13 protein-coding genes and 1 pseudogene are annotated in these 14,375 nt (G+C 39.5%); 1 reads left to right on the top strand and 13 read right to left on the bottom strand.

Annotated features, from left to right (window positions below; genetic code table 11):
- Nucleotides 1–117 precede the first annotated feature (117 nt).
- The 5 genes from QFZ31_RS10445 to QFZ31_RS10465 all read right to left on the bottom strand — a co-directional run bounded on the left by QFZ31_RS10445 (nucleotide 118) and on the right by QFZ31_RS10465 (nucleotide 5,921).
- The gene (locus QFZ31_RS10445) at nucleotides 118–753 is read right to left on the bottom strand and encodes a DNA-3-methyladenine glycosylase (RefSeq protein WP_307302919.1); all 636 of its coding nucleotides are present in this window, start codon (nucleotides 751–753) and stop codon (nucleotides 118–120) included.
- A gap of 142 nt (nucleotides 754–895) precedes the next feature.
- Complete coding sequence (locus QFZ31_RS10450; protein WP_307302920.1) at nucleotides 896–2,524, bottom strand: M20/M25/M40 family metallo-hydrolase; 1,629 nt, start codon at nucleotides 2,522–2,524, stop codon at nucleotides 896–898.
- A gap of 121 nt (nucleotides 2,525–2,645) precedes the next feature.
- Complete coding sequence (locus QFZ31_RS10455; RefSeq protein ID WP_307302921.1) at nucleotides 2,646–4,055, bottom strand: amino acid permease; 1,410 nt, start codon at nucleotides 4,053–4,055, stop codon at nucleotides 2,646–2,648.
- 232 nt (nucleotides 4,056–4,287) lie between these two features.
- Nucleotides 4,288–5,049 (bottom strand): dimethylarginine dimethylaminohydrolase family protein, encoded by a 762-nt coding sequence (locus QFZ31_RS10460; protein WP_307302922.1) that lies wholly within the window; start codon nucleotides 5,047–5,049, stop codon nucleotides 4,288–4,290.
- 17 nt (nucleotides 5,050–5,066) lie between these two features.
- Entirely contained in the window at nucleotides 5,067–5,921 is an 855-nt protein-coding gene (locus QFZ31_RS10465) for a dimethylarginine dimethylaminohydrolase family protein (RefSeq protein ID WP_307311496.1), read from the bottom strand.
- Nucleotides 5,922–6,103: 182 nt separating this feature from the next.
- Between QFZ31_RS10465 and QFZ31_RS10470 the strand changes: the two genes are divergently transcribed.
- A complete protein-coding gene (locus tag QFZ31_RS10470; protein WP_307302923.1) occupies nucleotides 6,104–6,874 on the top strand; it encodes an IclR family transcriptional regulator in 771 nt (256 codons plus the stop codon).
- A 136-nt stretch (nucleotides 6,875–7,010) separates the two neighbouring features.
- Here QFZ31_RS10470 and QFZ31_RS10475 read toward each other — a convergent pair whose 3' ends face one another.
- The 8 genes and pseudogenes from QFZ31_RS10475 to QFZ31_RS10510 all read right to left on the bottom strand — a co-directional run bounded on the left by QFZ31_RS10475 (nucleotide 7,011) and on the right by QFZ31_RS10510 (nucleotide 14,244).
- Nucleotides 7,011–7,163 (bottom strand): hypothetical protein, encoded by a 153-nt coding sequence (locus tag QFZ31_RS10475; RefSeq protein ID WP_307302924.1) that lies wholly within the window; start codon nucleotides 7,161–7,163, stop codon nucleotides 7,011–7,013.
- A 134-nt stretch (nucleotides 7,164–7,297) separates the two neighbouring features.
- Nucleotides 7,298–8,968 (bottom strand): glycerol-3-phosphate dehydrogenase/oxidase, encoded by a 1,671-nt coding sequence (locus QFZ31_RS10480; RefSeq protein WP_307302925.1) that lies wholly within the window; start codon nucleotides 8,966–8,968, stop codon nucleotides 7,298–7,300.
- 360 nt (nucleotides 8,969–9,328) lie between these two features.
- The gene (locus QFZ31_RS10485) at nucleotides 9,329–10,066 is read right to left on the bottom strand and encodes an MgtC/SapB family protein (protein WP_307302926.1); all 738 of its coding nucleotides are present in this window, start codon (nucleotides 10,064–10,066) and stop codon (nucleotides 9,329–9,331) included.
- Between the two features lie 74 nt (nucleotides 10,067–10,140).
- Nucleotides 10,141–10,881 (bottom strand): glycerophosphodiester phosphodiesterase, encoded by a 741-nt coding sequence (locus tag QFZ31_RS10490; protein ID WP_307302927.1) that lies wholly within the window; start codon nucleotides 10,879–10,881, stop codon nucleotides 10,141–10,143.
- A 137-nt stretch (nucleotides 10,882–11,018) separates the two neighbouring features.
- A pseudogene (locus tag QFZ31_RS10495) lies at nucleotides 11,019–11,247 on the bottom strand (sugar phosphate isomerase/epimerase); the annotation flags it as partial.
- Nucleotides 11,244–12,422 (bottom strand): Gfo/Idh/MocA family protein, encoded by a 1,179-nt coding sequence (locus QFZ31_RS10500; protein WP_307302928.1) that lies wholly within the window; start codon nucleotides 12,420–12,422, stop codon nucleotides 11,244–11,246. The gene QFZ31_RS10500 and the pseudogene QFZ31_RS10495, both read right to left, overlap by 4 nt.
- Nucleotides 12,423–12,448: 26 nt before the next feature.
- Nucleotides 12,449–13,348 (bottom strand): carbohydrate ABC transporter permease, encoded by a 900-nt coding sequence (locus QFZ31_RS10505; RefSeq protein WP_307302929.1) that lies wholly within the window; start codon nucleotides 13,346–13,348, stop codon nucleotides 12,449–12,451.
- An 11-nt stretch (nucleotides 13,349–13,359) separates the two neighbouring features.
- Nucleotides 13,360–14,244 (bottom strand): carbohydrate ABC transporter permease, encoded by an 885-nt coding sequence (locus tag QFZ31_RS10510; protein WP_307302930.1) that lies wholly within the window; start codon nucleotides 14,242–14,244, stop codon nucleotides 13,360–13,362.
- Nucleotides 14,245–14,375: the final 131 nt, after the last annotated feature.

A 14,375-nucleotide genomic window follows, 5' to 3' on the forward strand; every position in this document is an offset into this window, starting at 1 on the left:
AAAGTTTGATTGCCTCAGTTTTGAAGAGAAAGAATGCTTTATTTTAAAGTGGTAAAATATAAATTCCATTTTAACATAATTGAGTGAATAGTCTATGAATTATTGTTAGAATTTTCATTATTCATTACTTTTAATGACAAATTCAGATTTTTGATGTCTTGAAACAAATTTATTATTGGTAATCCAGAAACGCCATGGATAATCCTTGGCTTCACCCGAGTTATCTATTCCAATCCTTTTTCCGACTGAGATGCGTTCCGGACAAATACCTCTAGCTATATATAAAGGTGGAAGTGTAAGTGAGCTGCCGTAGTCCCCCATTGTAATGCCCAATGATTTTGTCAATTTTCCAGGGCCATTTGTCAAATTATTCAGGTCTTGAATTCCTCTTCTGGTTTTCATCAGCTCGATACCATACCGAGGTTCTAGAGCACGGACCAGTACGGCTTCAGGTTTTTCTTCACCCCCGCTGACTACATTGAAAAGGCAATGGGTATGCATGAGATACGTATAGGCAAGCCCTGAACGATGGAACATGACCTCCGTTCTAGCCGTCCGCTTATTATTGTAACTATGCGCAGCCCTATCACCTGGACCGATATATGCCTCTGTTTCTACAATATATCCTGCAGCCATCCCCTGATCGCTTTCTTTTACGAGGAGGCACCCGAGCAATGCCTTTGCTAGATCCAAGGTAGGTTGTTCATAAAATTCCTGAGGTAGTGGAACGATTTCTTTTGGAGAATCTTCCATGACAGTTGCCTCCATTTAGGTGATTTTCTTATTGTTTTACCCATATTAACGAGGAGTATTAAAAAAAGTATAATAGAAAGAATTTATTTAAGGACAAATGTTAACTGGCACCCTCCTGCGCGGAAGGTGCCAGTTTCTTAAATCAATGAACAGATTGACACATGCTCTTAATAATCATTTTTATCATATTTTCAACTAGATATGGAACCTCTTCGAAAGAGTTTTTTATGTGCAGTCTTTCTGTTCGTTTGTGGGCATCTTTCCCAAATGGACCGACATTTAGGACAGGTGCACAAAGCTGGGTCATGGCATCAAAAGGTATACAGTAACTGCTTCCCCATACTGGTGTATTCGCTTTAAATGCAGTCCACCCTTCGCCTTCATCATGATAGTTCACATAGCTTAAGTCACTTATTCCATTAAAATAATGCACCTGTTTTACAGGTAAATTAAATCTTCTCTGTCCTATGTCCCTAACAAACTGGACACATCTCTTGACGAGGTCATCATCAGATGAATTAACCGCCGGATAATAAGGTGGTGCATAGAGTAAGACGATTGCTGGTGCAAGCTCCTGACATTCAATCATTAGACTGTCCGCTATTCGTATTGATTTTTCACGGTCATCCCAGTTGGGCATAGCCTGAACTTGAGACTTTATTTCCTCCACAAAATCCAATCCGAATTTACGGGTCGCATGTGTTTGTAAATCCTCGTAACGCAACACACGGACTTCGCCCACTGGCTGAACAGAGTGCTTCAAACAAACCTCTTTATACGCTTGATTGCATGCTTCGGCAGCATCAATGGCAACTGTTTCAAAAATCTCCATGATTTCATCTGCAGTCCGTTTCATTAAAAACACATTATATAACGCTGCAGTACGATAAGGTGTTTGAACAGAGTATTCCATTCGTAAATCTTTTTGCTGGAGGGTAACAGGAAGTGGTGTAGTTTCACCATTCATCATTTCTTGCAGAGTTAAATTCCACTCCATTCTCTGCGTCAAAAATGAGGCAATAAATGGCGCTGTAATGCCACTTAGTGGTTCGCCGACATGTGTTTCTTTTCCATAAAAGAGTGCAGATGGCATAATTTTTCCAATGGACCCAGAATACACATAAAAACTTCTGTCACCTGGTTCTTGCGTAAATACCGGCTCCCCATTTAGGAAAAGCTTATAGGTGAGATTATGTTTATCTTTTAATTCCAACAGTTTCGTTACAGCCGCACGCATACCGGATGAGTTTACCTCTTCATCAGGGACAGTCAGCAGGAGGAGATTTATCGGCCATTTCTCAACCGTTGCTTTTTCCAATAACCCCATATGCATTGCCAGTCCCATCTTCATATCCATTGTGCCCCGGCCAAATAAATATTCACCAGATAGGAGATCATTAAGAGCCTCCCCGTCTAGTTCACCCATTCTATTTAATAGTAATTTCGTCAATTCCTCCGGCAGATAGGCATACTCCTCTAAGTCCCCATACTCTTCAGTGTTTACCGTATCAAAATGACTTAGTAAAACAATTGTATCCTGTTCCTCACGATCACACTTATACAACCCTGCTAAAAATCTCCGCCCTAAATCAGCCTCATAAAGACCCAAAAGGTCGGGATTCTCTTGAAAATACTTTAACCCCTGAAGTTTCGCCTGAACCTTGCCAGGAAACTCACGCTCCCCATCAGTTAACGTCATGCTTTTCCAGCTCACCAGTTCACACAATAAACTCCGCAGCCTATCCGGTGTTCCCCACCTAAGATGTTCCATAATCCTATCCCCCTTTACCAATCCAATAAGTGTCCACCCTAGATGGACACTGTCCACGAGCGGTGCCTGTCACCAATGTTTGTTTCACCAATTATTATCAACCATGTTTGTTTCTGCCATGTTATCCTTTTATATTTGTTTCTGAGTTTGCTTTGGTTTGTTTGTTTTTGAAGTGGTAGGATACATAGCATATTACTAGGAATCCTAGACCGATTAGCAGCCCTATTAGCTGTGTTGGGTCAAAGGCAAGGAATATAAGTATGGATACGCAGAATACGATACATATCAATGGGATTAACGGGTACAATGGGACTTTGTATTGCAAGTCCTCTAATTTCCCACCGTCCTTCAAATATTTACGCCGGAACATTAACTGAGAGAGCGCAATTCCTATCCAGGAGATGGTTACGGATATTCCGGCAACAGACATCAATAGAACGAAAACTGTATCTGCGGCAATAACACTTGTCAATAGGGATAATAGTGAGAATATCATCGTAAAGACGAGAGCTGTAAATGGAACCTTACGTTTTGAAAGTTTCCCAAACCGTTTTGGTGCCATTCCCTCATGAGCCATTGCCCACAAAAGACGGGTGGACGCATAGATACAAGAGTTTCCTACTGATAATATCGCTGTCAGGATAACAAAATTCATTATATCTGGTGCGAATGGAATTCCAGCCAAATCCATTAAAGTAACGAATGGACTCTCGAGTAAACCGAGTTCCTCGGTTGGAAAAATTGCTGATAAGATTATAATAGAGGCCAAATAAAAGACAATGATCCTAAATAACACGTTGCGAATTGCACGAGGGATATTCTTAGAAGGTTCCTCGCTCTCTCCGGCAGCAATCCCGATTAATTCGGATCCTTGATAGGAAAAGATCACATTCATCATCGTGACAAAGAGAATAGCAATCCCAGCCGGGAATAAACCAGATGGAGCTAGATTTTCTAATAGTGGAGCAGGTCTGTCTTCAAGAGGAATAATTCCAAAAATGGCTCCGGCACCTATTATGATAAAAAAGATAACAGCTATTACCTTGATACCGGCAAACCAGTATTCCGCCTCGGCGAAACCTCTTGTTGTTAAGGCATTAAGTCCGAATAACAACAGTATAAACAACGCACACCATATCCAGACGGAAACATCTGGGAACCACCTCTGCATCAAGATACCGGCCGCGGTAAACTCTACCCCTGCAGTAGTGGCCGACCCAATAAAATACATCCATCCTAAAGAAAACCCGGCAGAAGGACTAATGAATTTACTGGCATATGTTTGAAAAGAACCGGTTACCGGCATATGAACAGCGAGCTCTCCTAGGCAGACCATGACCAAGTACAAAATAATCCCGCCAAACAAATACCCGACTAGTGCACCGCCGGCTCCCGATTGATTAATTGTATAACCAGCATTTAAAAACAAGCCCGTTCCAATAACTCCCCCTAATGAAAGCATAAATAAATGCCTGCGCTTCATGGAACGATTTAATTGATTTTCCTGACTTACCTGATTAACTGTTTCCATTCCCTCTCCCACCCCTCTTAAAATAGCTTTACCCCTTTATGAATAGCTGTTTATAATTTGGCTGTTGATTTGCGCACCAGGTGCTTCGCTTTCCGCGGGTACTAACCGCCTCCTCGGCGCCATTGGCGCCTGCGGTATTTCCCCTGCCCCGTCCTCCCGGACGGAGTCTCGCACCTTCTGCACAAATCAACTAGGTACGAAATCAAGAATTGCATTTAATACAGGCTATTTATTAAAAGCGCAGTGACAAGCAGCTTAATCCGCCATCCTGTTTACGGAATTCAGACATTTCGAGTTCGATTGTCTGGAAGCCTGCAGTAGTAATTTTTTGTTTTGTTATAGGATAACCCGCAGGGATGATGACAAAGTCATTTATACGGATACAATTTGCTGCGTATTCCTCTTCAGGTGGAACAACTATTTTTTGATATTGGTTAAACTCCGGATGATCAATAAATTCTCCTGCGACCACAATCGTTTGATTTCCTAAATAAGCAATACCTGTTTTTAAATGAAAGAATTTCTCTAACTGAACAATGGTACCTTTGTAACCTTCCAATTCTAGGATCGTTTTTAATTGCAACGCACCATCATGATTAGTTCTGGCCGAAATTCCTATATAAAAATGATCCTCAATCTGCAGGATATCACCTCCATCAAGAGTTCCTGGAGCCTTAATTTTATAAATAGATTCATAGAAAGACTTGAGTACAGGTTCCATTTCATGGATTTCTCCATTCCGGGAAAGTGCCCCTGGATTTGAAATCACAGCGAAATTAGGTGTCAATACCGCTGTATCCTCAACGAAAGTAGAATCCGGAAATTCTATATTACTAGGAAGGACCGTTACGGTTGTTCCGCATTTTTTCAACGCCTCTATATAGGCCTGGTGCTGCTCTAAAGCTAGTTCGAGATTAGGTCTTCCTAAATCGGAAGTGGTTAAGCCATTGACATAGCTATCACTTGGTATTTTAACAATCGTATTGTTAAACATGACATTATTCTCCTTTTTTATCCTCTCACTACTGGACATGTTAAACATGTTGGTCCCCCCGTTCCTAAATAAGAAATTTCATTTCCTTCATATTCATAAACAGTTGCGCCTGCTTCAAGTAATTGCTCCTTTGTTGATGGATTACCTGAAACCATTACGCAGACTCTTGGCGCTAACGCAAGAACATTGCAGCCTAGACGGTGATACTCGTCATCGGGCACCTCTATTAATTGAAAACCTCGCTTGATTAACAGCTGCCGAAGAAATACCGGCATAAGCCTTGAATAAACCACTGCCAGGTTCTCGTCGACGATACTAATAATGGACATGAGATGAAGACATTCTTCCTCCCCCTGGTCGTGAGGCAATTGAACAACAACGAACTCGTCTACCAACTCTTTTGTCATCTCCTGGATTTGTCTAATGGCCTCATCATTCGTCCGATAACCACGGCCAATCAATAACGTACGATCATCGAGCCATACAATGTCTCCTCCATCAGCCATCGCGTCCCCAGTCAGTTCTCCTAATATAGGAATCTTCTTTTCTTGCAAATATTGTTTATAAGCCTCAGCCTCTGGTTGTCGTAATTTTTTCCCAGATTTTAAAATAATTGCCCCTTGTTTCGTAAATTTTACAGGATCATGGGCATAAAGGGAGTCTAATCCAACAGTCTCTGCTGCAGGTAAAAATTCAATTTCAGTCACATGTTCCTTAATGATGGAAAGAAACTGTTCAAATTCATCTTGTGCCTTAATAAAATCTGGTTCATTCATGTAGTTAAACCTTTTCCATTCATTTCCTAAATGGTCCTGACTGATAAAAGCATCCTTTGGATGTTTTAAAATCACCTTGTTAAGATTTTTGTACATTGATGATAACAAATTTTCAACCTCCTTTTCCGCATAGTGGAAAACTTTTTCTTTTAATGGAAACTTATAATATGATATTATTAAAACTAGAAATACTTGTCAATGAATTTTGAATTTACTGAAAAAAATAATTATTCCTTTCTTTACGTAGTTGATAAACATAATGATTGGGGTTGAATAAATTGCAAACAATTGACCGAGCTATGCAAGTAATTAAAGTTCTATCCCAAAGTGATACTAAAAATTGGTTCTCGATTACAGATTTATCAAAGGAGTGTGAATTGCCTGTAAGCACCATGCATCGTCTTCTACAATCCATGATCAAACATGGATTAATTCAGCAGGATCCGAATCTTAAACTCTATTCATTGGGGTATTCCTGGCTGGAATATGGCTTACAAATGTATGATACCTTTGATTTTGTCGGGCTGATCCGCCCTGAAATGGAGTCATTAATGCATAAAGTGGAGGAGAGCGTTTATTTCAGTAAGCCTATTGGCTTGGAAGCTTTAGTGGTCGAAAGAATTGATTGTCCGCATAATCCAATCCGGATTTATGACCAGTTGGGAATTAGAATCCCAATGAATATCGGGGCTGCCAATAAAGTCATGCTGGCCCATATGAATAGGGGCGAGGCTTTAAAAATCATAAGTGAGTTAGTACCAAAAGAAGAAATGGATTCGTTTTTACAACAGCTAAACACCATTCAGCAAAAAGGTTTTGGAGAAAGCCACGGAGAAAGAACCAAAGGCACCTCCTCTGTCGCCGCTCCCATATTCAATCACTCCAACGAATTAATAGGAGCATTAAGTATTGGTTACGTTGACATCAACCAAACAGATGAAAAACAACAGTTATTAATTGAAAAAGTTATTCAATACGGCTTGCGAATATCAGCCAAACTAGGCAATAAACTTTATATCCAAACTAAAAAAAACATTAAGGAAACATAAATAAAGCCCAGTGAAAACTCATTACTTGGAGTGAATCTTTTAAGTATAGTCAAGTAATTGGCAGGCGAAATTAACACTAATATTTTTAATTCGCCGCAGACTGTCAAAGCACCCAATAAGCGGGTGCCTTTTTTTTCTATGGTTCAATTTTCCTTGTTACTTTGTTATCCACACTAGCGTATTCCGTTCCATATTTGCCTGAAGACCCAGCTTGGTGTCGCGACGCCTCCGCTTGATTAGCAAGTATTTCAGCCTCTGATGAACGACTGTTCTTTTTGTTATCTGCCATTAAAAATCACCTCCAAATTTTAATGTAACCAATAATTTCAAGTTTATCTTAGTATAATAATCACACTTAGTTCACATATATAGATAAATCTAATACTCCTTTTAAAAAGCAAAAAAGAGAGAGCACCAGCTCCCTCAAATGGCTTTGTTTTGTTTCAAATCGACAGGTATGACGGCATCTTTTAGCTCTATTTCGAGCTCCTCTTTATAAAGAGCTGTCTGTTTCTTATTCCAATTAAATTTTTTCTCCATAAATGACAGTACCTCATCCTTCCATGTACGGACCCAGTTGATATTGAAAAATAGGACACCTGTACGGCGAATGAAGAAATCCGCAGGTGTAGATGCCATTTCATGCTCAATTGAGTACATTAGTTGCGCATAAACGATTTTCGTTAATTTTGTGTTTTCTAACACCTCGAATGTTTTTGCGTAATGGAAAATTTCATTCACATTTGAACCGTACATTTGGACAAGGCGGCGGCCTTCTTCCTTGGTGAATCCTGCCTCCATTGCTTCTTGTTCTTTAAGGGAAATATATTCATAAAACCCTTTAGAACCTCCGACTTTGCCGCCTGAAATAGGATATGTTTTTGTTTTTGATTCTTTAAAAAATTGCCCATTTTCCCCAAGGCGTTTTGCAATAAGGTCCACGACTGACTCTGCCATCTTCCGGTATCCGGTCAATTTGCCTCCCGCAATTGTAATGAGGCCGCTTTCTCCTTCCCATATTTCATCTTTACGTGATATCTCTGAAGGATCCTTTCCTTCTTCGTATATTAATGGACGGACGCCTGCCCAGCTCGATTCTATGTCTTTGTTTGAAACCTTTACCTCCGGAAACATAAAATGTATGGCATTCAATATATATTCACGGTCTTCCTCAAGCATTTTGGGACGAGTCGCGTCCTCACCATAAAATGTATCTGTGGTTCCTACATAGGTTTTGCCGTCACGGGGTATCGCAAACACCATCCGTCGATCTGGAGTGTCAAAATATACGGCTTGGCGCAGCGGGAAGACAGCCTGATCGATAACAATATGTACACCTTTTGTCAAACGGAGCTGTTTGTTATTCCTTGAGTAATCCTTTTTACGAATATGATCAACCCAGGGACCACCCGCATTTACCACTTTTTTCGTAGTGATGCTTACTATCTTGTTTGTACGCATATCCTTCGCCTTGACACCGGTTATCACTTCATTGTGATAAATAAACTCCTCAGCTTTTACATAGTTTATTAAATTTGCTCCATTTTCGTAGGCAGCCTTTATGACTTCAATGGTTAATCTGGCATCATCTGTACGGTATTCAACATAATACCCTCCACCCTTGAGTCCTTCTTTTTTTATAAGCGGTTCTTTCGAAATGGTTTCATTCCGTGAAAGCATGCGTCTGCGTTCAGACTTTTTCACGCCAGCTAAATAATCGTAAACGCGTAAACCGATAGATGTACTCAAAGGACCGAATGTCCCGCCTTTATGGAGGGGAAGAAGCATCCATTCAGGCTTGGTAACATGTGGGCCATTTTCGTAAACGATTGCCCGTTCTTTACCTACTTCTGCAACCAAACCAACTTGAAATTGCTTTAAGTATCGTAATCCTCCATGAACTAGCTTGGTTGAACGGCTTGACGTACCTGCCGCAAAGTCCTGCATGTCAATGAGAGCAACCTTCATTCCTCGGAGGGAGGCATCCAAAGCGATTCCTGCCCCCGTGATGCCGCCGCCAATAATAAGCAGGTCATACTGTTCTTCCGATATGATTTTAAGCTGCTCTTCTCTTTTTAATGCTGAAAATGTCATTTATGGTTCCTCCTATGTGAATCATCAAATTAGCAATCTGTAAAAAAAGAGACCGAAACGTAAATTATAGCAAATGCTATAACTGGCGTTTTGGTCTCTCCAAATCTCGAACCGTCAGATATTAATTTACTATAATTATAACTTATAATTATCCTCGAAAAGATAAAAAGTCAGTATTTTAAAAATACTGTCAAAGTGCAACTATACTCTGCTGAAATGCTCCCAGATTTCCTTCTTGGAAGTAGTAATGGACTCCGCTCTACTGTTTTTTCACTAATATGTATATTATATCTTAGTTATCCCCTCCGTTCAGCTTTATTAAATCTTGATAATTGGCAGTTTCTACAATGATCAAGCCTCTCATAGATTGGATGCCCTGAGATGACTACGCTTTCTAATATCGACCATATTATTCGATACCTCAATGACTCCCTCAATCCTTTGAACTCCAATAAGGACATCATCTAATCCTTTTCTTGTTTTCACCTTGATTTTTATAGAAACTTGATAATCTGAGTCTTTTAAGATAGATGTATTTATTTTCAATATATTTATATTGTGTCCTCCTAAAAATGATGTAATTTTTCCAAGCACACCTGGTTTATCCTCCACCAGGAGATCTAAATCCCATCTTGATCTTCTTATAAGCCGTTCCTCAACACGCGGGATAATGGTTAATACCAGAAGTACGAGTGTTGTAGTTGCAATGGCCATGAAATAATTTCCGGAACCAACTGCCAATCCAATTCCCATTGCTACCCAAAGAGAAGCCGAAGTAGTTAGCCCAGACACGACTAAATTCGGTCTCACCAATATAGAACCTGCTGCCAAAAAACCTATACCATTTATGACTTGTGCAGCTAAACGTGATGGGTCATAGCGGACGTTTGGATGGTTTATCCAATCCAAAAAACCATAAATAGACAGGAGCATCAACAAACAACTTCCCAATGATACCAACAGATGTGTTTTTAAACCTGCTGTTTTATTTGAGTACTCTCTTTCCCAGCCAATCATGCACCCAAGCAGGGCAGATAACCCCAGGCGCTTCACGAACAAGAGATCATTCGGGTTAAAATAGTAATCTATAAAGTCCATTTTACTTCACCTTATTTCATTTTTGTCGGGCTCATCTTATGTGTCTGTACCATTACTTTAACAAATTTATTTATTTATTTATTTATTATGTTTGTTACTATTTCCATATATCTATCAGGGAAATTCGTACAGATATAAATATCCTTCGAAATCCCGATAACCTTTTCCATCGTTTCAGCATCATTTACTGTCCAGGTAACTATGTCAATATCATCCTTTTTTAACCTTTCCACTAATTCATAAGTCAAGAAATTCACGTTAATTGAAAGAATAGTTGCTCCGCACTCTAATAATTGTTCACGTAACAATACAGGATTTCCCTCGATAATTAAACCTGTCCTAATTTCCGTTTCTATGTTTTTAATATTTTTTATGACTTCATGGTCAAAGGAGGTCAAACAAACTGTTTTTTCCATATCGTATTTCTTAACCAAATCAATAATAGTGTGTTCATACCCTTTGTATTGGCCGCCAGCTGTTTTTAATTCGATATTTACAAAACAGCCTTTGTTCTTCAAAAATGTTAAAACCTCCTCCAAACTTGGTATTCTCTCTCCGCCATAATGATTTGAAAACCAACTTCCAGCATCCAATTCCCTTAATTCATGGAACGTTTTATCCTTCACAAACCCGAAACCATTCGTCGTCCGTTCTAACGAAAAGTCGTGAATAATCACTGGAATTCCGTCTTTGGATAGTTGGACATCCAATTCAATTGACGTAACAAAATCTAATTCCAAAGCCTTTTCAAAAGCGATTAAGGTATTTTCTGGTGCTATCCCCGAAAAACCCCTGTGTGCCATACATAGTGGCATAAAAACCCCTCCATATTTTTAAATGCAAAAGCAGTGCTATTTCATAATGAAATTCACTGCTTTTCGTTTTTGCTTTTCTAATATTTTGCTCTTTAGAGCCAAAATCGCTTTACTTAGACCCTCATCAATAGAAGCAAGCTTAATCCGCTAATCATTAAACCCCTGCTTTCGATTGTACGCAGGAAAGACCTTATTTTTTCAGATGAGAGCAATTCATCTGGATTACAGTGTTGATTGCCGGGATACTTCCCGGTACCCAATTCGGGTGCCCAATTCCACGGCCTCCACTCCCATGTCCGCCAATTTATCCAACATCACTTCAAAAGGCAGATTCTGATAGAGAACGGTAAATACCCCCAGTTTCATGCATATACCTCCTTTAAAGTCTGAACCTTCACCCATTTTTGCTGCTCATTACTCTCCAAGATAGCGTCTGTGATACACATGGAATTATGGCCGTCTTTAAATGTTGCAAAATTTGGCTTGTCTGATTTCAGACTCTTGCCATCACGAACAAAAGAGTAGAAATTCAGCATCATATTCTTTAATGCATCTGGCCAGCCCTCATTGTGTCCGCCGGGGTGATGAATTTGTGTCCTTGCTTCTACCGTAAACAGGAAAGGATCCGCCAATAGAGTTTCATTCGCTCGATCCCTATGTCCAATCCATAATTTTTCAGGTTCTTCCTGATTCCAGAAAACGGAGCATTGGCTGCCATTGATTTCAAAGCTTAATCTATTTTTCCGGCCAGCGCTAACTTGGGAGACGGTAAAGACTCCTCTTCCACCATCTTCAAACCTGACAAGAACGGATGCATAATCTTCTGTATGGATTGGAATTTCTTCATATTCTTGTTCATCCGGAGTTTGTGTACTAAAAGTAGCAATCGCATTTTTGGCTTTCTTTCTGACAGGAACCACGGTTGCCAAATCGGCGAAAACTTCCACAATCCGCTTTCCGGTTACAAATTGGACCGTATCGCACCAATGGGAACCAATGTCGGCAATTGCCCGGGATTTACCACCCACTTCCGGGGCAAGACGCCAGTTAAAGTCTGTTTCATACAATAACCAATCCTGCAGATAGCTGCCATGCACAAGTTTCACCTTTCCAAGGTCGCCGTTTGCAATTTTTGCTTGCAAATTTTGGATAGTCGCATACTGTCTATAATTAAAATTCACTCCATGGACAACGCCATGTTTCTCTGCCAGTTCCAACAATTCTGTTGACTCTTGAATATTCATCGCCAACGGTTTCTCAGAAATGACATGCTTGCCTGCCAAAATAATTTCCTTATTTATCATAAAATGCACATGATTTGGCGTACAATTGTGCACAACCTGGATCTCGCTGTCTCTCAGCATTTCACGATAATCACCAAAAGCTTTTGGAATGGCAAACTCAGCTGCTTTTTTTTCCGCCATTTCCATACTCGTTTCCGCCAAACCTACTACTTCCACAAAACCAAGCCTTCTAATAGCCTCAATGTGAGTAGGTCCAATAAACCCTGTTCCGATAATTCCAACTTTTATTTTCTCCATTATTTATCTCTCCCACTGAACAGTTATTATCCCTTCACAGAACCTGCCGTAATCCCTTCAATGAACTTTCTTTGGAAAATAATATAAACAACAATAATCGGTACAATTGAAATACTTACACCTGCAGCAATTAAAGATTGGTCAGCAGTATATTCACCAAAGAAATACATCAATCCAAGTGGCAAAGTTCGGTAAGCATCATCATAAACAAACAATAGCGGCAACAAGAAATCATTCCATGCCCACATAAACTCAAAAACAAATAAGGAGGTGATTGCAGGCACCATCAAAGGAAGGTATACGCGAAAAAAGGTTTGAAACTCGTTACAGCCGTCAATTTTGGCAGAGTCCATTAGCTCATCCGGAAGATCTTTAAAGAATGCCCGCATCATAAATATGGCAAAAGGCATCGACAGCCCGAAATTCGGAATAATCATTGCCCAAAAGGTATTAATAAGCCCCATACCTTGGATGTTGTAATATAAGGGAATAATCATCGCCTGAATCGGCACCATTAAACCAAGTAAAAAAAAGTAAAAGAGTGCATTTTTGCCGGGAAATTTCAACTTCCCGAAAGCATAACCTGCCATGGTTGCCAAGATTAAGATTACGATGACTCGAGGGAAAGCTACGATAATACTATTCAAGAAATATTTTCCCATTTTGCCAACCGTCCAGGCCTCTATTATATTTTCGAATGTAATAGATTGAGGGAAAGAAAATGGATTATTACTCAATTCACTAGAATCTTTTAAGGCAGCCAGTACAATCCATAAAACCGGCATGATTGAAATAAATAGAAACGTTACCAAAATGAAGTAGATCATCAATTTGCTTATTTTAAATTTTTCAAGAAATCCGGGCATCACTAGTGCCGCCAGCCTCTGTTTTTTTATCTGATAAGAATATCCCTCATTATGATTCATATTTCTTCCCCCTAATCAGCTCTTTCAACGAATCTCATGTACGTAATCGAACAAATTGCGATAATCAGAGCTAATGCAATTGAAATAGCCGATCCGTATCCAATATTATTCATCGTAAATGCTTCATTGAACATATAAGTTCCTATCACTTCCGAGGAATGGTATGGGCCGCCTTTTGTCATTAAGAATATAAGATCAAATACTTTAAAGGATCCGATTAATGAATTTAAGACCAATAGTGTTATGGTGCTTTTCAATAAGGGAACAGTGACATAGAAAAACGTTTGGAAATAGTTCGCCCCTTCAATTTTCGCTGCCTCGTAGTAGGTATTGTCGATCCCCTGAATCGCCGCTAGGAAAATAACCATACAGAATCCGTAATAGGTCCAGCTGCCAGCGATTAATAAAGCCGGTAATACCGTTCTTTCATTGCCCAGCCAAGCTTGAGCCAAGCCGTCTAAACCAATAAATCTAAAAAAACTGTTAATGATTCCAAAATCCGGATGGTAAATCCAGTTCCAAATGATTCCGACCGCCACCAACGAAACGATTACCGGCAAAAAATAAGACACCCTGAATATCAATTTACCTTTTACTGCTTTATTCGATAATAGGATGGCTAATACAAGCCCTACTCCTAGAGGTAGAATAACCGTTCCGATAATCCAAAAAATGTTATGGCCCAGTGCACTCCAAAATACTTGATCATGGATCATTCGATTGTAGTTATCGAACCCAACGAACTTCATGACTGGACTTGCTCCGTCCCATTGATAAAAACTATATTGAACGGTAGAAATGATTGGTTTTGCCAAAAAAATAACGTAAAAAAACAAAGCTGGAAGGATAAAAAAGATAGGTTTAAATTGCTTTAGTTTTTTAAATACTAAATTCACTCATTTTTCCCTCCTTAATCAGATATGCTTAAGCACTCACTTGTTGATAGATGTACCCTAGCCTGTTTTTGTATTTTCATATAACTCATGTCCTACTCTTATTTCTTTTAAAAAAGAGTGATAGGTTTTTC

This window comes from Neobacillus niacini (assembly GCF_030817595.1).
GTDB lineage: Bacteria > Bacillota > Bacilli > Bacillales > Cytobacillaceae > Neobacillus > Neobacillus niacini_G.